The following is a 22,317-nucleotide window of genomic DNA, read 5'->3' as shown; positions in this document are numbered from 1 at the left end:
AAACGAACAACAGATAAGTGAGAACAATGAAAAAGCTAGTCACCCTTGTAACCTTGGCGTTAACGACTTCGTTAAGTTCGACTCATCTTTTGGCGGCAGAAAAGCTACGAGTTTATGCCGCTTCGTCTATGACTAACGCGGTTAATTTGTTGATAGAAGAATTTGAGAAAGAACATTCGGTCGATATTGTTCCCGTTTATGCCAGCACATCGTCATTGGTAAGACAGATTGAAAGAGGGGCGCCTGCGGACATTTTTATTTCAGCAAATGAAAAGTGGATGACGCATTTAGTTGACCGAAAATACGTTTCTAGTGACAATGTCACAAACTTGTGTGAAAACGAACTTGTGTTGATTTCTCCGAAAGAGACGTCAGTATCATTGGAACTCTCAAAGGGAGACCAATGGACTAAACTGCTGACTAATGAACGACTTGCTGTAGGTAATACGATGTCGGTGCCTGCAGGTATTTACGCTAAGGAAGCGTTAGAAGCTCTGGGTGTTTGGGATAATGTGAGCACTCGATTGGCACCAAGTAACAATGTTCGTATGGCATTGGCTTTAGTCGAACGCAGTGAAGCGAAACTCGGTATTGTCTACAAAACTGATGCGCTGCTCTCTAAAGAAGTGCGTTTAGTAGAGACGTTCCCGTCTGATTTGCACACCTCAATACGTTACCCTGTAGCGAAAATGAGCGACAGAGTGAGTGCAGAAGAGTTCTATACTTTCCTAAACACAGAAAAAGCGAAGGACATCTTGAACAGTTTTGGATTTGAAGTGCGTTAAATGAGTTACTTATCGGAATACGAATACCAAGCCTTAATGCTGAGCTTGAAAGTCGCTGGGTTTGCCATCTTATGGTTGATTCCTATCGGCATTGGCTTAGCTTGGCTGCTTGCTAAGAAACAATTTGTTGGCAAAAGCATTGTTGAGAGTATCGTGCATCTGCCTTTGGTTCTCCCTCCAGTGGTCATTGGCTATTTGTTGCTGGTGATGATGGGCAGACAAGGCGTTATTGGTTCTTGGCTAAATGAGGTGTTTGGTATTGTATTTAGCTTTAGTTGGAAGGGAGCGGCATTGGCGTGTGTTGTTGTCGCGTTGCCATTAATGGTTCGCTCTATTCGACTTAGCTTAGAGACGGTCGACAGCAAACTGGAAGAAGCGGCATCCACATTAGGCGCGTCGCCTATTCGCGTGTTCTTCACCATTACATTGCCTCTTATGATCCCCGGGATCATTACTGGCACCATGCTTTCTTTCGCCAGAAGCTTAGGTGAGTTTGGCGCGACGATCAGTTTCGTTTCAAATATCCCTGGTGAAACGCAAACCATTCCTTTGGCTATGTACACCTTTATTGAAACCCCTGGTGCAGAGATGGAAGCGGCACGTTTGTGTGTGATTTCTATTGTGATAGCACTGGGTTCATTGATGCTCTCTGAATGGCTTAATAAGAAGTCGGCACAACGACTAGGAGGAAATGCATGAGTGCTTTGATCCTCCAATACCAACAACAGCTCGGCGAAACTTTCTTCGATATTGACTTAGAACTACCAAGTAGTGGAATCACGGCTATTTTTGGTCGTTCTGGTGCGGGTAAAACATCTCTTATTAATGCGATTAGCGGTCTTAAACAACCGGATAAGGGACTGATCAGCGTATCAGGGAGTACCTTATTTGATAGTGGCAAGGGCATTAACTTGCCAACCCACAAACGTAACGTGGGTTATGTGTTCCAAGAGTCGCGATTGTTTCCACACATGAAGGTGTCAGCGAACCTCAAATACGGTATGAAAAGCGTTGATAAGGCGCATTTTGAGCAAATCGTTTCATTGTTGTCTTTGGGCTCATTACTTGATCGTTATCCGGCACGTTTGTCAGGTGGAGAGAAGCAACGTGTGGCGATAGGTCGTGCTTTGTTGTCTAAGCCGAGCATTCTGTTGATGGATGAGCCTTTAGCCTCTCTCGACTTACCTCGTAAGCGTGAAGTGATGCCGTTTCTTGAGAACTTATCCGAAACGGTGCAAATCCCGATTATCTATGTCACGCACAGTCTCAATGAGATCTTACGCTTGGCGAATCACTTGGTGATTATCGATCAAGGTAAAGTGATATCTTCGGGTGTCACGGAAGAAGTATGGGCATCAAGAGCCATGCAGCCTTGGCAATCCTTCTCTGAACAAAGCTCGTTGTTCGAAGCGACTTTAGCGGAACATAATGACGATTATGCGCTGTCTCGCCTAATGCTAGGAAAGTCGACGTCGTTATGGGTTCAGAAAGTATCGAGTGACCTAGGGGCGGCGGTAAGGTTACAAGTTAGGGCAAATGATGTCTCTATCACGCTAGAACAGCCGCAAGGCACTTCGATACGTAATATCCTTCCTGTGATCATTAAGAGCGTAGAGACGCACCAGCAAGGCACAAATAAGCAGAGTGTCGCTGTCGAGCTAGAGTTAGAGTCTGGATGCTATCTATGGGCAACCATTACATTGTGGGCGCGGGATGAGTTGAATCTAGAAATCGGGCAGCGTGTTTACGCGCAAATTAAAGGTGTGAGTGTCGCTCAAAGAGATATTGCCGTCACGCACTGATTCAGATGCGATCTTAGAGGCAATGCATAGATAGGTTCGCTCATTGTCTTTTTTATGTTTACAGCCTGTCAGCGATGTTGAATGCTTGTCTGCGATATGAATATTGATCTTGATTCCATGAATGGATAGGCGCGTCATTTTTATACGGTATAACTGCGAGTCTTGCGCCACAATGTATGAGTGTGAAGGCATATTGTTTGTTGAATCATATGAACATTAGCAACAAGGATATACAGATGTAAAACTCGACGTAAAGAAAATAGCGGATATAAAAAAGCCGTATGTCGTATGTTTGAAGTAACATACGGCTCAATCATAAGTTTTCTTTAAGCACTCAACCTAAATTTAGGTGAGATGATGGCTTATCGGATGAAAACTTCTTTAAAATCACGCTTCAAGATTGCATCACGGCGTGCTTTCTTGATTTGCTTAGCCATGTCTTTCACACAATTATGTAAAATTTGGTCAAGCAGTTGAGCTCGGTACTCTTCTTTTTCTTCATCAGACATGCCTTCTGGAAGTTTAAGAGTAGGGAACTCTTCCATCATGTTTACGCCAGCGAAAGCTTGGCTAACAGAGATTAGAGCGTGGAATTGCTCAAAGTTGTCCAAAACATTTTGTGCGCTTGCTGGAAGGCTGCTCCAAGTTTCACGCACTGCTTCTTCAGACACCTCATGAATAGAAGTAACCATGTTGTGCATCTCTTTCGGCACTTCATCAAATTCGATAACTTGGCGAAGCTCTGGTGAGATAGTGGTTAAATCGATTTCTTGTACTTCGTTGTTTGTAGCGTCTGACATAGTATTTCTCTTTAAAAAGAAACAATGCTAAAAAGTTCTGTAAAAAAGTCAATATAATATAGAGATTAGGGCATGATTTAAGCCCAAATTTGAGCTACTTTGAATATTCAACACTAGATAAAGGTGATGTGATGATAGAAAAGGGATCTTCGATGCGCATATTGCTGGTTGATGATGTTCAACTAGACAGGATGCAACTTGCTATTCGACTCAAGCAACTGGGTCATATTGTGGAAGCTGTCGGTAGCGGAAAAGAAGCCCTGAACGTCTATTCTGATTTTGATCCTGAACTTGTTTTACTGGATATTAGCATGCCAGATATGGACGGTTTTGAGGTCGCTAACGAGGTTCGCCGACAGTTCCCTGAGTGGGTGCCTATCATCTTCTTGAGTGGTCATGAAGAGCCAGAAATGATCGCCAAAGCGATTGATGCTGGTGGTGATGATTACCTGATCAAACCGGTAAACAAGGTCGTTTTAAATTCTAAGCTGATTGCGATGCAACGTATCGCGCACATGAGACGAGAGCTAAAACAAAGTACCGCCAAACTCGAAGAACTGAACATTCTTCTACAACAACAAGCCAACGAAGATGGTTTGACCAAATTGTATAACCGTCGATATATGGATACTAAGCTTGAAGAGAGCATAGCGTGGCACGGAAGACGTAATATAACCATGACAGTTATACTTCTAGATGTAGACTTCTTTAAGCCTTACAACGATAATTATGGTCATATTCAAGGGGATAAGTGCTTACAAGGGCTTGCTAATACCTTGAAACAGCTTTTTGTTCGAGCGGGTGAATTTGTCGGCCGTTATGGCGGTGAAGAGTTTGTTTTGATTCTTAGCGATACAGATAGCGAAGCTGCGAAGGTACACGCGACTCGAGTTAAAGAGGCATTATATAAGATGAACTACGCTCATGACCACTCAACGGTATCGGATAGAGTGACAGCATCACAAGGTGTGTTATCCTTTGTGCCTGAAGGTGGTGAATCTATTGCCTCTATTTACGAAAAGGTCGATCAAGCGCTTTATCAAGCGAAGCAAAGTGGTAGAAATACCTTTGTACAACGCAACATTTTGGAGCTTGCTCGTTAGTTGGCGAGCTCTTTTAGATATTTCAGTTTATACTTCTATTAGCGTTTGAGCTACGAAGTGCTTTAGTGATAAGAGAAATGCCACATTCGAAGTCATTTTCTATGGCGAATACATCTTGGACACTTGCGGTTCCTCTATTTTTTACCGTTTTTTCGGCGACCGTTAATGCCAACTGGCTAACTGATCGTTTCAGAAAGGATTTAGAACAGAGCTTCGCCACCAGTGTATTGCTCAACGACACCGATGTTTTCACTTTTGGTATCAATAATTTTGATCCCAATAAAGTATTTAGTTTGGACAATGAAAACATCGGTTCGAATGATTCGGTCAGTCGTAGACAAAGCATCACCTCCCTGAGCTTGCCTTACACATTTGAATTACCAAGTTATATTGAAGACAACCATCAAGAGGTGACGTTGCGCTTGTCTGCGTTGCGAATCGAGAACGATGTTGAATACGCTTCAGCAAATAAAAAAGATTTTCAAAAAGAGTCGGTAGTGTCTGGTTACGTGGAATTCGCGAATGTGTCCCAGTTAGATGAATATTGGAGCTTTCATTCCGGTATTGGCAATCACATCTCATATTACCGTAATGACTATGATTATCGCGCTTCTCTACTAAAGCCTATTCAAGATCAACTGGATGGTGTTTACCTTAATACTGATGCTTGGGCATATATCATTGAACCTAAAATCAAGCTGATGTACGAAGATAAGAATGACTGGGGAAAGTATAAATTGAGTACCAGTTGGCATTACTTTAATGGCGTCGGCTGGGGTGAGGCAAATAATGGCAATGTCGGTCATCCTGAAGGGTGGTATATCGCCAATGAAGCCAAGGTCTTCTATGATCTCGTACGTTGGGATAAGAACATCACCTCGATGTACTCGAGTATAAGAAGAATTGATATTGGTGGTGACACCGTAAAGTCGATGGGTACAACCTCCTACTATGAAGGCAGCGTAGGTTGGCTGCTTAATCCAAACCTGTTTAATGAGTGGGTCGATAACGTGGGAATAGGTTTTACGATTAACTACGGAAGTAGCTTAAAAGGTGGCAGCTTGGTTATATTCTTCAACCAAGATTAAGCTCTTTTTAACTGCTTTAGTCGGCGTGCCCTCAAATTAATGAGGCTTGTTGAACTTGGAAGTGATAGTTATTGAAGTAGACCGCTATTAATCCTCAGTCCTTTGGATCTCTAGCACTCAATATCTTTAACTATCACATTGTTAACGGTCAATACACAGCTTGTTTCGACCGGTTTCTTTCGCTTTGTACAGCGCTTGGTCAGCAAGCTTTAACACCTCTTCAGGAAGTCTGGTGGTTGTACTATCAGACAATCCAATACTCACCGTCACATTCACCACTTCCGATGGTTTACCGTTCTTACCACGCTTTTTCATACCCACTTCATGATCATCAGGGCGCTCATGGTTATTCCGAATCGTCATGTTGTAGTTTTGAACCTCGGAAATTAGAGCTTGAAGATGCTCTTTAACTTGTTCCGAATGTTTGCCTTTAAAGATAATCGTGAATTCTTCTCCACCATAACGATAAGCTTTCGCGCCACCGGTCGTTTCTCTCAGAATGCGAGCCACCAGTTTTAACACATCGTCGCCAATGTCATGTCCGTAAGTATCGTTGAATTGCTTAAAGTGATCGATATCGACCATCGCCAGCGAATACTTACGCCCTAAGTGCTTCATATCGACTTCTAAGGCGTGTCGACCGGGAATATTAGTTAGTTGGTCATTAAAGGCCATATCATGACTAGCGGACATCACATAAACGATGATCAATGTGCCTGACAATGAGAACATGGTGTTGGAGATGTATTGAACGTCGAAGAAGATGAACGTACAAGAAGAAAGCAAAATTGCGCTATAAACCACAACATCGATAGAGCGGTTATACACCAATACTAGAATGGCAGTAATACCAAACAAGCAAAGGCTATACAACACCAAAACAAAAGGCAGTTTGGAGAAGTCTCTGACAATAAACAGAAGCCCTTCACTCCATGATTCAAAACCGCCGGCATGGAAGTGGGAGACGATGAGTTGTGCCCACACCATGAATAGAACGAGAACGATGGCGTAGAGCAGCATCGACTTTGAGTTTACGCCGTTATCAGGGAAGGCATAAACAAGTAAGCAAGTGACCGGTACCAATGCCGCAAGTAACGAGAGCTCTAATAGTGTTGTGCCAGTATTGAGAGGCGTTTGTAAGCGAACTTGGATGATCAGATAAGCGAGAAGCATGGTCACCGATACCATCGCCATTCGACCTTGTCTGAATGTGTGGCATAGCAGAACCGCAACGCTCAATAAAATGTAAGGAAGGTTGCTAGCAAACCCTAAATTTGAGTCCGTCACGAGAATGACGTTGTCCATACCAACGAGCAAAATTGTTAGCAGGACTAAAGGGAAGCAAAATCGAAACATGCTCGACGTTACAAAAGATGATGCCATTTATGTGGTGAGCCTAACTATATTGATGATCTTATTATTTAATACTATGCGTAGGATACGGTTAAACAAGCAATTGCCAAGCTTTTTGCCTAAATTAGAGCAAAAACATAGTCATAGGTCGCTATTGGTGCAATCATTTTTATATGTATTTGAGTTGCTATTAACTATAGAACGGACTAAACAGTATATATGAGAATTTAATTAGTCGTTATAGATACTTAACAAAAGCTAGGTGGTTTGTACTTAATGGTTACATGATGACCAACAAGCGAGAAATGTAAATCTGTAATGAAATTTAAGTAAGGTTTATAACTAAGTTACAGTGAGTTTTGCGATTAGGTTGTTCATTGGCTGAAACTCGGTCATAAACAACCGCTACAAATGGAGGTGTAGTATGCAAATAAGTGTTGATGTACATAACTATATGGAAACTCTGGTAGGTCATGTATTGGCTACCGAGGAATATGTGTCTAGTTATACCAACGAACAGTTGGCCGATCTCGCGTGCTTGGCTTTAGGTCAGCTAAAGCCTATCTATATTCGTTTTGATATCGATTTCCTGTCAGCACTGCCAGAAGACAAATTGGTGCTCTATAAACGCAATAGTGAGATCGCGGTCAAAAATGCAGAAAGTATGATTATTGACGATCGAAGACGCGAACGTGACGACAATGTGCCTGTTATATTTAGTCAACACAATTTTGACGATGACGTAGAATTGCAATGGTATGAAAAGCCGTTGTTGAACCGTAAACAGTCATGATAGTTTAGGGTGAATACGGTCATTTAAGGAGTAAAAAACGTGGGATTCTTTTCTAGATTATTTGGTGGCAAAGAAAAAACCGAACAAAAAGTAGAAATTGAGTCAGTCGAATATAAAGGCTTCAATATCTATCAAGATGCCATTGCTGAATCTGGTCAATACCGTGTTGCTGGGCGAATCGAGAAAGAAATTGACGGTGAAATTAAAAATCATCGTTTTATTCGTTCAGATGTTGTTTCAAACAAAGAAGACGCCAACGAACTGATGCTCAAGAAATCGCAGATGTTCATCGACCAAATGGGCGACAACATATTTAGCTAGCCAATTAGGGTTAGAATTGATGTTGGTCATAATTTAGAGAGCTTTCAGTGTATATGCTGAAAGCTCTTTTTAGTTTTAGGGATAAAGAACAGCTAGTCGGTTGTTATCAAAAGGATTATTGGCAAGTGGTTTGACCTCTTTATTCGAGAGGGCCTTCATTTATCGAAATTAAGCGCTCAAATTCTATCCAAATCGTTATAAGTAATAACTTTTTCTGTTCTTTGAACAAAACGCTTGAAGTATTAGTTGTCGTTAGATACAAACGAATAAGTCATTGTGCCAATAGTTGAAGTGTCGCTATGCAAATTGGTGTAGCCAAGTGCGCTTACGACCTCTTTAATTTGTCTTTGGTAAGAATAATAATCACAAATTGATACACAAGGAGTCTAATTTGTTGATAGGTGTACCAAGAGAAACGCTCGCTGGTGAAACGCGAGTCGCTGCATCGCCGAAATCGGTCGAACAGCTTCTAAAGTTAGGATTTGAAGTTTGTGTTGAATCACAAGCAGGTGCGCTAGCAAGTTTTGAAGATTCAGCTTATGAACAAGCTGGTGCAAAAGTTGTAAGCGCAGATGAAGCTTGGAAGTCCGATATTATCTTTAAAGTTAACGCCCCGATCGTTGACGAATCTAAAAATGAAATCGATCTACTTAAAGATGGCGCAACATTGGTCAGCTTTATTTGGCCTGCTCAAAACCCAGAATTAATGGAACAATTGTCCAGTCGTAACATCAATGTGATGGCGATGGATTCTGTGCCTCGTATTTCAAGAGCTCAAGCACTCGATGCGCTAAGTTCTATGGCAAACATCGCGGGTTATCGTGCGGTTGTTGAAGCGGCACATGAATTTGGCCGATTCTTCACAGGTCAAATAACAGCGGCAGGTAAAGTTCCACCAGCGAAAGTACTGGTTGCAGGTGCGGGTGTTGCTGGTCTAGCGGCAATTGGTGCAGCAGGTAGCTTAGGTGCGATTGTTCGTTCATTCGATGTTCGCCCTGAAGTAAAAGAACAAGTAGAGTCGATGGGTGCTGAATTCTTGGAAGTTGATTTCCAAGAGGATACAGGCGCTGGTGATGGCTATGCGAAAGAGATGTCTGAAGCATTCAATAAGAAAGCGGAAGAACTTTACGCGGCTCAAGCAAAAGACGTTGATATCATCATTACGACGGCACTGATTCCAGGTCGTCCTGCACCCAAGCTAATTACCAAAGAGATGGTAGATAGCATGAGTGCGGGTAGCGTGATTGTGGATCTGGCGGCTGCGAATGGCGGTAACTGTGAATACACGGTTGCGGATCAAGTCATCACTACTGCGAATGGTGTCAAAGTTGTTGGTTACACCGATATGGTTGGTCGTTTACCGACTCAATCCTCTCAGCTGTACGCGACTAACCTTGTTAACTTACTGAAACTGCTTTGCAAAGAGAAAGACGGCAACATCAATATCGACTTTGAAGATGTTGTGCTGCGCGGTGTTACTGTGGTTAAAGAAGGCGAGGTGACTTGGCCAGCTCCACCCATTCAAGTTTCTGCTCAACCTCAGCAACAAGCGAAACCAAAAGCAGCGAAACCCGAGCCTAAAGTTGAAGAACCTGTTTCTCCAATTAAGAAAGCGGCGGGTATGGCGGTTGCTGTTGGTGCATTCGCTTGGATAGCTTCGGTTGCTCCTGCTGCATTCTTATCTCACTTTACCGTTTTTGTTCTCGCTTGTGTGGTGGGTTATTACGTAGTTTGGAATGTTAGCCATTCTCTTCATACACCTTTGATGTCTGTAACCAATGCGATTTCAGGGATTATTGTGGTAGGTGCGCTATTACAGATTGGACAAGGAAGCGGCGTCGTGACTTTCCTCTCTTTCATTGCCGTTTTAATTGCAAGTATCAATATCTTTGGTGGCTTTACTGTGACCAAACGTATGCTTGAAATGTTCCGTAAAGACTAAGGAGTAACAGATGTCTGAAGGATTAGTACAAGCAGCTTATATTGTTGCTGCTGTATTCTTTATTATGAGCTTGGCTGGATTATCGAAGCAGGAATCTGCACGTGCAGGTAACTATTACGGTATCACGGGTATGGCAATCGCGTTGATCGCGACGATCTTTGGCCCTCACTCAGCGGGTATTGTGTGGATCATCATCGCAATGGTGATCGGTGGTGGTATTGGTATCCACTACGCAAGAAAAGTAGAAATGACTGAAATGCCTGAGCTGGTGGCAATTCTGCACAGCTTCGTAGGTATGGCAGCGGTACTTGTGGGTTACAACAGCTACATCGATCCACCGGCGGCTGTGTCACTTAACCCTGCTGATATTCATGCAGAGCACGTGATCCACCTAGTAGAAGTGTTCCTTGGCGTGTTTATCGGTGCTGTGACGTTCACAGGTTCGATTGTTGCGTTTGGTAAGCTTCGCGGCGTTATCTCTTCGTCTGCACTGAACATTCCTCACAAGCACAAATGGAACCTAGCGGCTATCGTTGTTTCTACACTGCTTATGATCATGTTCGTGAAAGCAGACGGCAGCATGTTTGCACTGATGGTAATGACCCTTATCGCATTTGCATTCGGTTACCACCTAGTGGCATCGATTGGTGGTGCAGATATGCCAGTGGTTGTTTCTATGCTGAACTCGTACTCAGGTTGGGCAGCGGCGGCGGCAGGTTTCATGCTTGCGAACGACTTGCTTATCGTAACCGGTGCACTCGTTGGTTCGTCAGGTGCAATTCTGTCGTACATTATGTGTAAGGCGATGAACCGTTCGTTCATTAGTGTTATCGCTGGTGGCTTTGGCCAAGAAGTCACAGTATCTGATGGCGATGAAGAGCAGGGTGAACACCGTGAAACTTCAGCTGAAGATGTGGCTGACATGCTTAAGAACTCTAAGTCAGTAATCATCACACCGGGATACGGCATGGCAGTAGCTCAAGCTCAGTACCCAGTGCACGAAATCACTGAGAAGCTAAGAGCGCAGGGCGTAAATGTTCGATTTGGTATCCACCCAGTTGCAGGTAGGTTACCGGGTCACATGAACGTACTACTTGCTGAAGCAAAAGTACCTTACGATATCGTTCTTGAAATGGACGAAATCAACGATGACTTCGACGAGACAGATACTGTATTGGTTATTGGTGCAAACGACACCGTGAACCCTGCAGCATTAGAAGATCCAAACAGCCCGATCGCTGGCATGCCAGTTCTGGAAGTTTGGAACGCTCAAAACGTTATCGTGTTCAAACGTTCTATGAATACAGGTTACGCAGGTGTTCAAAACCCACTGTTCTTTAAAGAGAACACACAGATGTTGTTTGGCGATGCGAAACAGAGCTGTCTAGGGATTTTAGAGCACCTATAAGGCTTGTTCTAAAAACACCTGTAAACGAAGGAGCTCATATGAGCTCCTTTTTTTGAACAGCGGAAAGTGATTCTTTGATAATCATTCGCATATAATCGCAAAGTTCTCATCATGAAACATCCGCCCTTGGATTGACGTGTTATTAAATCAATGAACTAGTACGCATGCACGGCACCGCCGTATTATCATGGAATTAACCGCTGATAGTCGTCATTCTCACTGTTTTTCATGCGGTTAAAAATTTATCTTTGATAGCGAATGGTATATATTTGATTGATCTATATGAATTTGCGCTGGGTTGTGATCATCAAAAGAAAATTTACACTTCTTATCGCTACATTGTCAGTGTCAGTAAACGCGTTTGCTGACTCTTTGCCTGAGCGTATCGATAACTTTACCAAACTCTTTGATCATGAAACGGCAGTTGAATCTTATGACATTCGATTGCTTCAGGCTGATTATCCAACTCGCTTGATCATGCCGTCTTCAATGCTGCCACAAACGGCAGAGTATCCGTTAAAAGACATCCAACGCTTATACCAGTTATCAAAAACGTGTAGCGGAAAGTTACCGTTAAGCCCTTTGATCACAGAACCTTTGGTTTTTACTCGCGCGATGTGTAAAGGCACCAAGCTTTCAGACCGATGGTTTAGTCGTAGTGGTTTGATTCACCCAGGTGGAGGGTCTTACGCTGCTCGTTACGTTGAGAAATACCCAGAAAAGTTCGATTCTTTGAAGCGCTATATGCACATTCAAGAGCGACCAAACGCTGAACATGATGAATTGTTGTCTCGTTTGCAGCAGATGGATAACGAAGCTATTACTGCACTGTTAGCTGGCGCGAGCATGTTCGTTGAATTGGACGAAATGTGGGTAAAACGCGGCGACAGATATTACCTGTATAAAGAATCAGTCTGGAACGAAAACGCAACGCTTGCAGGGCTGTCGTTCAGTTTGTCTTCAGAAGGCAACAGCTGTTTTGTCCAACGCGGTAACGTCTGTTGGGAAATAGAAGATCATTCGGAGCTGCTACAAGTCGCCATGTTTATCTTGGTGATCGCCAACATCATGTTGGTGCTTGGTTGGGCCGTTTATCGTTGGAACAGTAAGAAACAAGAGATGAAGAGCCGTATGCTTGTTCTTCAAATTCTAACGCACGAATTAAGAACGCCGATTGCGAGTTTGTCATTGACGGTTGAAGGGTTCAGACGCGAATTCGAACACTTACCAGAATCGGTATATGGTGAGTTCCGTAGATTGTGCGAAGATACTCGTCGTTTAAGACAGTTAGCTGAAGCAAGTAAAGACTATTTACAGTCAGACAATCAACCACTCGCGACAGAGTGGGTGCCGAGTGTCGAAGAGTGGCTTCAGTACAAAGTTGAAGAAGATTTCGCGCCGGGAATTGAACTGCGTGTTAACAAAGATATTGCTGCAAAAGTAAACGTATATTGGTTAGGAACGTGTATCGATAACCTGATCAGAAACGCTGTTAAATACGGTGTCGCACCAGTGATACTAGAACTGAATACTTCTGACAAGAAGCTGACATTCAAAGTTATAGATAATGGAGACTTGTCCCGCAAAGATTGGGGGCAACTAAGAAAGCCATTCGTTAGTAAGAGTGGACTCGGTTTAGGTCTGACGATAGTGGAATCTATGGTCGGAAAAATGGGCGGTCACATGACGCTTATCGGCCCCCCAACAACATTTATTTTGGAGATACCTTGTGAAACAGACATTGCTTCTCGTTGAAGATGATAAAAATTTAGCTGACGGTTTATTAGTTAGCCTTGAGCAAGCTGGATATGAATGTTTGCATGCAGAACTGATCTCTGAAGTTGAAGGCTATTGGGAACAAGCGGATCTGGTTATCCTAGACCGTCAACTTCCTGATGGTGACTCAGTAGATTCACTTCCTGGTTGGAAGAAAAAGAAAGACATCCCTGTCATTTTGCTAACCGCATTAGTTACAGTAAAAGACAAAGTAGCGGGTTTAGATTCAGGCGCTAACGACTACCTAACTAAGCCGTTTGCAGAAGCAGAGCTGTTTGCTCGTATTCGTGCTCAACTTCGCTTACCAGATGCTGAAGAACAAGATGCATCAAAAGTCATCGCTCAAAACCTTGTTATCGATAAAGCAACTCGTGAAGTGTTTTTCAACGAACAAGAAGTAACGCTAACACGCACAGAGTTTGACTTACTATTGTTCTTGGCAAGCAACCTTGGTCGCGTTTTCACTCGTGACGAGCTGCTTGATCACGTATGGGGTTACAACCACTTCCCAACAACACGTACAGTAGACACACACGTTCTGCAACTTAGACAGAAATTGCCGGGTCTAGAAATCGAAACGCTACGTGGCGTTGGCTACAAGATGAAAGCGTAATGAAAAAAGCCTTACTTCCACTATTATTGCTGTCTGGCGTGTTCAATAACGCGCACGCTGCAGATTGGTTTAAGAACAGCGATGCTCTAACCCAAGTGCACAAGCATTTATTGGATAACGATTTGTCCCAGATGTTTGATTCATTAGTGGAAGTTTGGCAGATTAATGCTTCTCAGTCTCGAGAAGATCACCTCAATGAACTGTTTGACCAAGCGTTGAATAAAGATTGTGGTAAAACCCTCACCAAAAAGACATTACCGGATTGGGTCAGTTCGGTAGTCGTAAAAAGACACGTCATTCAAAGCCCGGGGCGAGATACATTCCGTGTTGCGATTGAGGTCGAATCTGATAACAATATTCAAGATATCACCTTTGAAAAATGGGTCGATAAAGTTGTTTCGTCTGATAGTGAATTCACCAAAGAGAACGAAGTCGTCAACAACGCCTCAGTCAATTTGTATCGTAAGCGCTATAACTTAGCGTCTCAGCTTGATTCTGGACTATATCGTTTAAACGTAAAAGGTGATGGCGGTAACTCTTGGAGCACTTGGGTTATTCTTGGTGAAGTTGCCATGCGTCAGCAAGTTCGCTGGGCATCTAAAGACACGTGGCGTATCGATAAGAAAGAACTGCTTAACCCTTATTGTCCACTTCCTAAACTTGAAGTTGGTTTGTACGATTATGTCGACGAACACTATGAACAGGTCTGGGGAAAGAGCTACGAATCTGATTACCCGATGAATCTTACGGGTGAAGATCTACCCAATGATCGCTACGTACTTGCCGTTTCAATGGTACATTCGCGTTGGCAAGGCGACATAGCGATAGAACAAGCACAAACTATCAGTAAAACTTATGATATTTCTAGCGAAGAAGAGTTAAAGTAATTTAAAATTGTGCCGTTAACTATGTAAGGGATCTAACAAAGATAAACGGCATGAAAAAAACTACTAAACTACTCGCAGCGTCAATTGCATTCGCCAGTCTTCCTCTTTCAGCAGCAAACTACGCCATTGAAGCGCGTGGTGATGCTATGGGTGGTGTTGGTGTTGTTTCTGCAAACTTCCTAACCGCTCCATTCTATAACCCAGCATTGGTTGCGATCTATCGTCGTAACGATGACATGGGCATGATTACACCAAGCTTTGGTGGTAGTTATAACGACCCTGATGACATGAAATCGAATATCGATAATGTTATCGACGCAACAAACACATCAGATTTAAATGCCGCCCTTGATAAGCTCGATGGCAATCAAGCGAACGTTGAACTCGGTGGTGTTGTCGCATTTGCTCTTCCAAACCAGTTTGTCGCGGCAAACCTTTTCGCAAAAGCCTACACAGAATCGTTTGCCACACCCGACGTTTATACCAGGGGTTCAGATACAGATAAGCTTGAATTATCTACGGTTGAAGCAGTTTCAATCGGTGTTACTGAAGTTGGTCTTTCTTTAGCAAAATACCAAACCTTTATGGGCCAACACATCTCATTTGGTGTCACACCTAAGATTCAACGTATTTACACGTACAACTACATCGCTTCGGTTAATGATTATGACTTGTCTGATGTCAGAGAAAATGGTGATGGTGAGACGGCATTTAACATGGATGCCGGCGCACTTTGGTTCTTCGGCCCATTTCGTGTAGGTGTTGCAGCAACGAACTTAATCTCTCGAGATATCGAAACGAAAGATACTTCAAAAACAATCACAAGCACTAGTGGTGCAACTCATCAAGTAGGTGGTAAATACACTTACCAACTTGAGCCGGTTTACACGGTTGGTGCAGGTATCGTGTCTGACTACTTTACGTTAAGTGTCGATTACGATTTGAATGAGACAGAAAAGTTCACGTCCTTTGATGATAACGAGCAGATGATTCGTGTGGGTACTGAAGTCGACTTGCTACGTCAGCTTAAGTTAAGGGGAGGGTACTACAAGAACTTGGCTTATTCGGATTCGGAAGGAACAGTCACCGCTGGTATTGGTTTGTCTCCCCTTAATTTATTCCAGTTAGATATCAGTGCTAACTACACGAATGAAAATGCGATGGGTGCTTCAATCAATTTCCTTGCTAGTTACTAACAGTCCTTATATAGTTCTGCTCCTAAACAAAGGAGCAGAGCATGCTAAACGACTTACCAACCCTTTCTCACGAAGAACAACAGAAAGCTGTTGAACGAATTCAAGAAATGATGACTCAGGGCATCAGCACAGCACAAGCTATCAAAATCGTTGCTGAGCAAATTCGTGAAGAAATGAGTAATAAAGAAGAGTAGGGCATCAGCCCTTCTTTTTTAACACCTTAATGCACTATAACTAAATATATTGCCCTCTAGTATATTATTTTGTACATACCAGCCCTTTAGTTACCCTAAATCTCGGCCTAACCAAAACCCTTAAATTTAGCTTATTCAGCAACTTACGTCAGAGTAATTCACTTTGAAGGCTTTTCTTGGTTTCCATTTGTAATTAAATTACAAGCAGACCTGAAAGTGAAACAACTACCACCCTAGGTGTCAGCATTTATGTCACTGTGCCTAAGTAGTTAAATATATGGCGTTTTTTCAGTCTGGTGAGGCTGTGACTTCTATTTTGAGTAGCATATGATCAGGAGAATGTGGGTAAATAGATGATTGGGCATTTGAACTAAGAACAGAGCTAAATAAGTAGTAACCGATTTGCTCAATACCGATAGCGGGATCGATTTAACTCGGCTTAACCCAATCTTAGTCGGTCAAATATGCTAATTTCAGAATAGATATTTATGAACATAGAGACGTAAAGAAGCTCTTTATAGGGGAGTGATCTGGGAGGATACAATCAACCTGAGAGTACTACTGTCGGGTTATTCAGGGTAAGAAGAGGGAGCTTAAAAGTGTGAGTCGATTGGAGTAGCTATGTCGAGTCAACAAAGCTTATTTATGACTTCGTTTAATCAGCTGTTGAGAATCTATTGGCTACTATACGAAGCAGTTAGCGACAGAGCATTAATTGAGTATTGTATAGCTTTAGCTGCAGTCTCACGAACCTTAATAAGACGTAACGACTTGGTTTCGTCCGTTGTCCTTGGCTTGGTAGAGCGCCTGAGCTGCCCGTTTAATAGCTGAACGAATTGATTCATTTTGTGTCAGTTGTGTAAATCCACCAGATGCAGTGATCGCAAGTTTAAATGGCCAATCGCTTTGCTCAAGCGCATCATAGAGATTAGTGATACTTTCGTTACACTGTAGCGTATTTTGATCGATGCAGACCAGTAGAAATTCTTCACCACCCCAACGGTACAATAAGTAGTGCTCACCGAGGTTCTCTGATGCTGTAGCGACAAACTGAATCAGAACCTGATCACCCACTTCATGGCCGTATTGGTCGTTTACTTGCTTGAAATGGTCTAGGTCGAATAGAGCGATATGAATCGATTTACCTTGTTGCGCAAGACGTTCAAAATCATAGAAGGTATCCAACGCTTCTGTTCGGTTTCTGCAACCAGTTAAAGGGTCGGTTGTTGCCTTTACCTTTAACTCTTCGATCTCTTGGGTTAACAAATGTCTGTGTTCTGCAGCAACGTTTTTCGCTCGCTTGGCGATGTATAAAGCACAAGATCGCGTACATCACCCATAATCCGATCAACAGCTTTCCTAGCACAACACGGTCCATCGTCTTGCCGTGGAATACAATGCTTTTTACAGTGAGCTTATGGTGACCGTCAAGCGTGCTAGCGCCAAGTCCAAGCTCAACAGAAACGGCATTGGTAATATCCACCGCGCTATTAGTAATAGGGTGGTTGTAATAATCAATCCACCAAAGCGGAACATTGAAGTAATCTAAGTTGATGTTGCCTATATCGGATAATGAGAAATCTAAGCGATTGAACTTGTTGGACATCGCGTCGCCTGAACGCTGTAGTTCTCATCGTAGTTCCGAATGTAGAAGCGAAATCTTGGATTCTCTTGGCCTTGGTAATCCATGTTGATAGTGACTGAATCATAGGTAGAGAGATCGAGCCCTTTACCTTCTGTCGATATTACGAATTCAATCTCACAGAATGGAGCGTTATAGTTCGTTTAAAGTCACACTGTAACTCAATTCCATCTTTCGACTTGTGTAGTGAACCTATCGTGCCGCCATCATGGTCTCTGTCAGTGTTAACAAGGGTCGGGTATCTGTCTGGTGTGATGATGTAGTTCTTATCCATAATAGTACGAAAAGAGATCAGTGACTGCCAGGCATAAAACAGAAAGGAATATGTTGAGTTGTCTGAAAGCTTTATCGCTCATAATATTAATCAGTACGTGTGACTGTTTGATTATGCGCGATGCCTTATTCTGGCGCAACCAAAGATTACTTTTGAATTGCGGTGTGGTGGAATCGTAGCATCCAAAAACGAACAAACAGCCGACTTTTATACAGGAAACAGATTTATTAAATTCATAATAAATCAAAGCGCCCTCGTATTTTGTTATTTTTGTTTAATATTCAATCAATAAGTGCGGTTTTTACGGGGAGAATATTTAACTGTATAAATATGCAGTTAAATAGAAAGTGCATGTTTTGTTGCGTACAGAGCTAAGAGAGCGGTTATGTAGTCCAATTTGCCCCACAATATTTATAATTCTCGAGTACACTTTCGTTGCAGTGTCACTTTTATACATAAACTCAAGCAGAGGACTATTTCTCAGAACGGCACGGAATTTCTACGCGGTGTGAATAACATTACAAATCGATTGGCGCATAAGCTTGGCACTCCAATAACTTTTGATGAGGCATTTAAACTGGCAGGATTAGCCGCTGTTGGAGTTATCGATTTTTCTAACAGCACAATTTATTTGGATAAATCGAGGTCCTTTCATGAATATGGTATTGAAGGTGTAATCCAAGAAGTTTTTCAAAATGCAGCTCAAGATATATTGTACTTGCTGGATGATGAGAGTTTTCTCGAGAATTTTGTAAGCGTACGAAATTCCTAACGAGTCTGAATTGGCAGGTAACTCAAAACAGAATTCAGCGTGTGGAGTTGATTAAAAACACGCTCGTGTGTGAAATCTGAAGCGAAACGAACAGCGATACACACAAGATTGACATACAGTACCTTGAATCATTGGTGTAAACAGAAATAGTGGTAAGTTTGATCAGAAGAACAAAAGTTCTCGTTATTAAAGTTGCTGTCTAGAATGATGTAGCCATTGGCCACGTCAACGCTTGTAAACGGACAAACAAGACCCATAAAACCCATGACATGAAAGACTTATTCAAGCGTTGTGTGCAAAATCCGCAAGAACTAAGGTGCTGAATAATCTCAGATTTCAATGTCCGTCACTGCGTATTATGTACGTTATGTTAAATTGGTTTTGGTGTTTATAAGGCAGGTATCTTTGCGTGATGCCCTGCCTTTAATCAGTGTCGATATTCTCTGATTTATACTGTGTATTTAACCATAATGGTTATTTACCATAAAATACCTAATATCCAGTGATAATAATCTTCGATTTTAACCCTGGTATTAGTTAGAGATTAACCGCCAGCGAATTTAACTTTGTAGCCTTTCTTTTCAAGATGCGCTTTGATCTTGTCGCGCGCGTCGCCTTGAATTTCGATGTTGCCATCTTTTGCTGAGCCACCACAGCCGCAAACTTTCTTAAGTTCTGCTGCCATGAGTTTTAATGGTGCGTCATCTAGGTCTAAGCCAGTAACGACAGAAACGCCTTTGCCTTTACGGCCTTTGGTTTCTTTTTGGATTCGAACAATCCCATCGCCTTTAGGACGTTGGACTTTCTCTTCTTCAGGCTTAATACGACCTGTTTCTGTTGAATATACTAGGCTCATAATTTACTTCTTTTGTTGCTCTGCTTTTTGTTTTGCGAGTAAGTAAGCTTCTATATGACGTTGGATAGCAATCTTGCCGCCTTTAATTAGGCGACCGTTAAACATGCAATACCACGCATTAGGCTCACCGGTGTCATTCTTGATTTGGTAGCCGTTGAAGTTTTCCGTCGAACCACCAGTTCCTCTCGACTTATTTAACGCAGTGAACTCTTTTGGATCAATAATAGATGCGGTTTCAATCCACCAATCAATACTCTTCTTAACGGCAGCTAGGTTGCCTTGAATAACATTATTTTTTAACTTCGCACGCCAAACCGTGTTAGTGGCATCCGTCGATTGAAGATGGATGCTTCGGTAAATTGAATTAGCCATATCTATTGATCATCTTTTTGTTTTCGCTGCATTAATCATAAGTATACTTATAATGATATCAAGCATAATATGGTAAAAACACCTATCGAGGTACGGTAATTTGAGAAAAAAAGTCCCTATTTTAACCGACCCTGTGATAATTAATTCATTTGTTGAAAAATTAAACAAGCACGTGACAATTGAAATTATAGACGAGTTGACAGGTTATCAATATTCTCATAATTCACTATTGGGCATTTACAGTGACTGGAATCGCTATCATGCGTTCTGTACTAGACATCGTATTAGTACACTTCCCGCATCTATAACCGCTGTTCGTCGTTTTCTTGAAACTGAGTCTAACGCTAGAAAATACGCATCCCTAAAACGTTACACTGCAACGCTTAGCATGTTGCACACTGTGCTCGGCTTTGCTAACCCGATTAAGCATAGGCAAGTTCGTTTTACCCTGCTCCACTTACAATCTCAAATGGCCGGTGACGCCAAACAAACCAATGCTATGACATCTGTGCATCTCACTGATTTAAATACGTTACTCTCCCATGAGAAAGCAAACTTGAAAGAGATCAGAGACATCGCTATTTATAATGTGATGTTCGAGTGTGCTTTAAAGCGCTCAGAACTTAAGGCGTTATCGATGAGTGATGTTGAGTACGTCGAAGATCATTATAAAGTAACAGTCAAAGATTCTGCTTATCAGTTGTCACAAATAGCCAGTATTGCACTTCAACGTTGGCTTTCGTTTGCTGGTATACAAGATGAGTTGGCGGTATTTCGAGCGATAGACAAGCATGAGAATATTGGTTTGCAGACTTTAGATGATTCGTCCATTTACCGGATATTGAGAAGAGCTAGCGACTTACTGCAACTTCCAGAAAACCATCATTTCTCTGGAAATTCGATTCGTGTTGGTGCAGCGCAAGAGTTGTCTAAACAAGGTTTTAAGGTAAGAGAGATTCAGGACTTTGGTCGTTGGCTCAGCCCTGCAATGCCTGCCCAATATGTTGGTTTCACTGGAACGGCTGAGAGTGAGAAGCTGAAGTTTAAGGCGCTAATACCTTGGCAATAAGCGCTTCGTAGATTACTTGGATATTGTTATTTGGATATAAGTTGCGGCTCAAACGATAGATTTTTAAAAACAGCTGGCTTTAAAAACAACAAGTGCCTTGGCGAAAGCTCGAGGCACTTGTTGGTTCAGCTCTAAGTGAACGAAAACGAGTTAGAAACCTAAGAAAGGCTCGTTCTCACGCAGTTCTCTAAGAACTGGTTGAACTTAGGGCCATCATGTTCCACCATTTTAGGGAACATAGAAATTGGCGTCATACCTGGGAAGGTGTTTACTTCGTTTAGGTAGATCTCGTTGTCTTGTGTTAAGAAGAAATCGATACGAGATAAGTGGCGGAGCTTCATTTGTGTAAAAACTTTACGTGCGCTGTCTGCGATCAACTCGCGTTGCTCGTCAGTTAGATTATTTGCTTCAACTTCAGTGATTGAATGACTGTCTGCGCTGTACTTCTCTTCGTAAGAGTAAAATGCGCCATTCGGTGCAATCACCTCACCCGGCTTGCTGATATGTAGCTCACCATCGATTTCATAAGCAGCAACTTCTAGCTCTCTAGGCACCACTGATTTCTCAACCAATACTTGGTCCGAGAAAGTGAACGCTTTGTTGATAGCCTCACTTAAATCTTCTACTTGGTTAACTTGGTAACAACCTACAGAAGAGCCTTGGCGAGCAGCTTTCACGAACACTTTACCCCATTTTTCAAATGCTTGAGTTGCTTGCAAGTGAGATTGGTCATTATTGTCTGATAAGAACAGATAAGGCGTATTTGGAATACCAAGCGCGTCGTACCAAAGCTTTGACGTGATTTTATTAAAGCTGTTATTACTTGCTTCTGAACCACAACCTAGGTACGGAATCTTAGCCATTTCAAACAGTGATTGAATGTCACCAGTTTCACCCGGGAAACCGTGGATACAAGGAACAATGAAATCGACTTTAGATGTTAAATTTTCACCACGTAAGGTTTGATCATTCATATCAAGATAAACCAATTCACCTGAATCAAGACACCAGCCTTCGTTTTTAATTTCAACTCTTACAACGTTGAAATCTGCAACGCTATTGAGTTGTTCAAAAAGGTAATTGGCTGAAACTAAAGACACTTCATGTTCTGAAGATCCACCGCCGCAAAGTAGAAGGATGTTTGTGGTGTTCATGGGTAAATTCGGTCCTTGAAACTAGGAATACTGACTTCAATGATAAACAAAAGTCGAGATAGGTACAGCGTTTTGATTGTCAAAATTGCGTTCGAAAGATCAAGCGATTAACTATTA

The 22,317-nt window shown here is 42.3% G+C and carries 21 protein-coding genes and 1 pseudogene; 16 read left to right on the top strand and 6 right to left on the bottom strand.

Annotated elements, in window-relative coordinates:
• Window positions 1–26: 26 nt before the first annotated feature.
• From modA to modC, 3 genes are read left to right on the top strand one after another with little or no spacing between them, the layout of a single operon-like run.
• Window positions 27–785 carry a molybdate ABC transporter substrate-binding protein gene (gene modA, locus OQJ75_RS02590; protein WP_265970690.1) on the top strand — a complete coding sequence of 253 codons (759 nt, stop codon included), beginning with the start codon at window positions 27–29 and terminating at the stop codon, window positions 783–785.
• Entirely contained in the window at window positions 786–1,484 is a 699-nt protein-coding gene (modB, locus tag OQJ75_RS02585; RefSeq protein WP_265970691.1) for a molybdate ABC transporter permease subunit, read from the top strand. It begins immediately after the preceding gene.
• A complete protein-coding gene (gene modC / locus OQJ75_RS02580; protein ID WP_265970692.1) occupies window positions 1,481–2,587 on the top strand; it encodes a molybdenum ABC transporter ATP-binding protein ModC in 1,107 nt (368 codons plus the stop codon). Before modB ends, modC begins: the two co-directional genes overlap by 4 nt.
• Before the next feature lie 362 nt (window positions 2,588–2,949).
• On the opposite strand, the gene OQJ75_RS02575 is transcribed toward modC, so the two are convergent.
• Window positions 2,950–3,387, bottom strand: a complete 438-nt coding sequence (locus tag OQJ75_RS02575; protein WP_004731036.1) for a DUF3069 domain-containing protein — start codon at window positions 3,385–3,387, stop codon at window positions 2,950–2,952.
• Window positions 3,388–3,539: 152 nt separating this feature from the next.
• Between OQJ75_RS02575 and OQJ75_RS02570 the strand changes: the two genes are divergently transcribed.
• Window positions 3,540–4,490 carry a diguanylate cyclase domain-containing protein gene (locus OQJ75_RS02570; RefSeq protein ID WP_265970693.1) on the top strand — a complete coding sequence of 317 codons (951 nt, stop codon included), beginning with the start codon at window positions 3,540–3,542 and terminating at the stop codon, window positions 4,488–4,490.
• A gap of 77 nt (window positions 4,491–4,567) precedes the next feature.
• Window positions 4,568–5,578, top strand: coding sequence for a Solitary outer membrane autotransporter beta-barrel domain (locus tag OQJ75_RS02565; RefSeq protein ID WP_265970694.1), 1,011 nt, complete (start codon window positions 4,568–4,570; stop codon window positions 5,576–5,578).
• Window positions 5,579–5,719: 141 nt separating this feature from the next.
• Here OQJ75_RS02565 and OQJ75_RS02560 read toward each other — a convergent pair whose 3' ends face one another.
• Window positions 5,720–6,961 (bottom strand): GGDEF domain-containing protein, encoded by a 1,242-nt coding sequence (locus OQJ75_RS02560; RefSeq protein ID WP_265970695.1) that lies wholly within the window; start codon window positions 6,959–6,961, stop codon window positions 5,720–5,722.
• 394 nt (window positions 6,962–7,355) lie between these two features.
• Between OQJ75_RS02560 and OQJ75_RS02555 the strand changes: the two genes are divergently transcribed.
• The 9 genes from OQJ75_RS02555 (at window position 7,356) to OQJ75_RS02515 (ending at window position 16,061) form a co-directional block, all read left to right on the top strand.
• The gene (locus tag OQJ75_RS02555) at window positions 7,356–7,724 is read left to right on the top strand and encodes a late competence development ComFB family protein (RefSeq protein ID WP_017060104.1); all 369 of its coding nucleotides are present in this window, start codon (window positions 7,356–7,358) and stop codon (window positions 7,722–7,724) included.
• A gap of 39 nt (window positions 7,725–7,763) precedes the next feature.
• On the top strand, window positions 7,764–8,045 hold the full coding sequence (locus OQJ75_RS02550) for an HlyU family transcriptional regulator (RefSeq protein WP_265970696.1): 282 nt from the start codon (window positions 7,764–7,766) through the stop codon (window positions 8,043–8,045).
• Between the two features lie 391 nt (window positions 8,046–8,436).
• Window positions 8,437–9,987 (top strand): Re/Si-specific NAD(P)(+) transhydrogenase subunit alpha, encoded by a 1,551-nt coding sequence (pntA, locus tag OQJ75_RS02545; RefSeq protein ID WP_176679671.1) that lies wholly within the window; start codon window positions 8,437–8,439, stop codon window positions 9,985–9,987.
• Between the two features lie 10 nt (window positions 9,988–9,997).
• Window positions 9,998–11,395: a Re/Si-specific NAD(P)(+) transhydrogenase subunit beta gene (gene pntB, locus OQJ75_RS02540; protein WP_017632825.1), complete on the top strand. Its 1,398-nt coding sequence runs from the start codon at window positions 9,998–10,000 to the stop codon at window positions 11,393–11,395.
• A 282-nt stretch (window positions 11,396–11,677) separates the two neighbouring features.
• Window positions 11,678–13,150: a sensor histidine kinase VxrA gene (gene vxrA / locus OQJ75_RS02535; protein WP_265970697.1), complete on the top strand. Its 1,473-nt coding sequence runs from the start codon at window positions 11,678–11,680 to the stop codon at window positions 13,148–13,150.
• Entirely contained in the window at window positions 13,125–13,784 is a 660-nt protein-coding gene (gene vxrB / locus OQJ75_RS02530; RefSeq protein ID WP_017632827.1) for a response regulator transcription factor VxrB, read from the top strand. The genes vxrA and vxrB overlap by 26 nt, the downstream gene beginning before the upstream one ends.
• Window positions 13,784–14,671, top strand: coding sequence for a DUF2861 family protein (locus OQJ75_RS02525; protein ID WP_265970698.1), 888 nt, complete (start codon window positions 13,784–13,786; stop codon window positions 14,669–14,671). Before vxrB ends, OQJ75_RS02525 begins: the two co-directional genes overlap by 1 nt.
• A 50-nt stretch (window positions 14,672–14,721) precedes the next feature.
• The gene (locus tag OQJ75_RS02520) at window positions 14,722–15,867 is read left to right on the top strand and encodes a conjugal transfer protein TraF (protein ID WP_265970699.1); all 1,146 of its coding nucleotides are present in this window, start codon (window positions 14,722–14,724) and stop codon (window positions 15,865–15,867) included.
• 41 nt (window positions 15,868–15,908) lie between these two features.
• Window positions 15,909–16,061: a YoaH family protein gene (locus OQJ75_RS02515; RefSeq protein ID WP_004731009.1), complete on the top strand. Its 153-nt coding sequence runs from the start codon at window positions 15,909–15,911 to the stop codon at window positions 16,059–16,061.
• A gap of 753 nt (window positions 16,062–16,814) precedes the next feature.
• On the opposite strand, the pseudogene OQJ75_RS02510 reads toward OQJ75_RS02515, so the two are convergent.
• Window positions 16,815–18,059 (bottom strand): annotated as a pseudogene (locus tag OQJ75_RS02510) (GGDEF domain-containing protein).
• 426 nt (window positions 18,060–18,485) lie between these two features.
• On the opposite strand from OQJ75_RS02510, the gene OQJ75_RS02505 reads away from it, so the two are divergent.
• Window positions 18,486–18,749: a glycyl-tRNA synthetase subunit alpha gene (locus tag OQJ75_RS02505; RefSeq protein WP_265970700.1), complete on the top strand. Its 264-nt coding sequence runs from the start codon at window positions 18,486–18,488 to the stop codon at window positions 18,747–18,749.
• Window positions 18,750–19,293: 544 nt separating this feature from the next.
• On the opposite strand, the gene yciH is transcribed toward OQJ75_RS02505, so the two are convergent.
• Together yciH and OQJ75_RS02495 are read right to left on the bottom strand one after the other, a co-directional pair.
• Complete coding sequence (gene yciH / locus OQJ75_RS02500) at window positions 19,294–19,605, bottom strand: stress response translation initiation inhibitor YciH (RefSeq protein ID WP_265970701.1); 312 nt, start codon at window positions 19,603–19,605, stop codon at window positions 19,294–19,296.
• 3 nt (window positions 19,606–19,608) lie between these two features.
• Window positions 19,609–19,977, bottom strand: a complete 369-nt coding sequence (locus OQJ75_RS02495; RefSeq protein WP_102383143.1) for a DUF3319 domain-containing protein — start codon at window positions 19,975–19,977, stop codon at window positions 19,609–19,611.
• 100 nt (window positions 19,978–20,077) lie between these two features.
• Here OQJ75_RS02495 and OQJ75_RS02490 point away from each other — a divergent pair, with 100 nt between their 5' ends.
• The gene (locus OQJ75_RS02490) at window positions 20,078–21,046 is read left to right on the top strand and encodes a tyrosine-type recombinase/integrase (RefSeq protein WP_265970702.1); all 969 of its coding nucleotides are present in this window, start codon (window positions 20,078–20,080) and stop codon (window positions 21,044–21,046) included.
• 158 nt (window positions 21,047–21,204) lie between these two features.
• Here OQJ75_RS02490 and OQJ75_RS02485 read toward each other — a convergent pair whose 3' ends face one another.
• Complete coding sequence (locus tag OQJ75_RS02485) at window positions 21,205–22,200, bottom strand: D-alanine--D-alanine ligase (protein WP_265970703.1); 996 nt, start codon at window positions 22,198–22,200, stop codon at window positions 21,205–21,207.
• Window positions 22,201–22,317 lie beyond the last annotated feature (117 nt).

The sequence above is a fragment of the Vibrio sp. 14G-20 genome, assembly GCF_026241515.1.
Classification (GTDB): Bacteria; Pseudomonadota; Gammaproteobacteria; order Enterobacterales; family Vibrionaceae; genus Vibrio.
Note: the sequence above shows the minus strand (reverse complement) of the source record. Positions and strands in the feature narration are given on the sequence as shown.

Bases quoted from the DNA above. Each gene is read 5' to 3' on its own strand.
- OQJ75_RS02525 (WP_265970698.1), top strand. From the start codon at position 13,784: ATGAAAAAAGCCTTACTTCCACTATTATTGCTGTCTGGCGTGTTCAAT.
- OQJ75_RS02575 (WP_004731036.1), bottom strand. From the start codon at position 3,387: ATGTCAGACGCTACAAACAACGAAGTACAAGAAATCGATTTAACCACT.
- OQJ75_RS02485 (WP_265970703.1), bottom strand. From the start codon at position 22,200: ATGAACACCACAAACATCCTTCTACTTTGCGGCGGTGGATCTTCAGAA.
- modC (WP_265970692.1), top strand. From the start codon at position 1,481: ATGAGTGCTTTGATCCTCCAATACCAACAACAGCTCGGCGAAACTTTC.
- vxrA (WP_265970697.1), top strand. From the start codon at position 11,678: ATGAATTTGCGCTGGGTTGTGATCATCAAAAGAAAATTTACACTTCTT.
- modB (WP_265970691.1), top strand. From the start codon at position 786: ATGAGTTACTTATCGGAATACGAATACCAAGCCTTAATGCTGAGCTTG.
- yciH (WP_265970701.1), bottom strand. From the start codon at position 19,605: ATGAGCCTAGTATATTCAACAGAAACAGGTCGTATTAAGCCTGAAGAA.
- OQJ75_RS02515 (WP_004731009.1), top strand. From the start codon at position 15,909: ATGCTAAACGACTTACCAACCCTTTCTCACGAAGAACAACAGAAAGCT.
- OQJ75_RS02570 (WP_265970693.1), top strand. From the start codon at position 3,540: ATGCGCATATTGCTGGTTGATGATGTTCAACTAGACAGGATGCAACTT.
- OQJ75_RS02495 (WP_102383143.1), bottom strand. From the start codon at position 19,977: ATGGCTAATTCAATTTACCGAAGCATCCATCTTCAATCGACGGATGCC.
- OQJ75_RS02565 (WP_265970694.1), top strand. From the start codon at position 4,568: ATGCCACATTCGAAGTCATTTTCTATGGCGAATACATCTTGGACACTT.
- modA (WP_265970690.1), top strand. From the start codon at position 27: ATGAAAAAGCTAGTCACCCTTGTAACCTTGGCGTTAACGACTTCGTTA.
- pntB (WP_017632825.1), top strand. From the start codon at position 9,998: ATGTCTGAAGGATTAGTACAAGCAGCTTATATTGTTGCTGCTGTATTC.
- OQJ75_RS02520 (WP_265970699.1), top strand. From the start codon at position 14,722: ATGAAAAAAACTACTAAACTACTCGCAGCGTCAATTGCATTCGCCAGT.
- OQJ75_RS02555 (WP_017060104.1), top strand. From the start codon at position 7,356: ATGCAAATAAGTGTTGATGTACATAACTATATGGAAACTCTGGTAGGT.
- OQJ75_RS02560 (WP_265970695.1), bottom strand. From the start codon at position 6,961: ATGGCATCATCTTTTGTAACGTCGAGCATGTTTCGATTTTGCTTCCCT.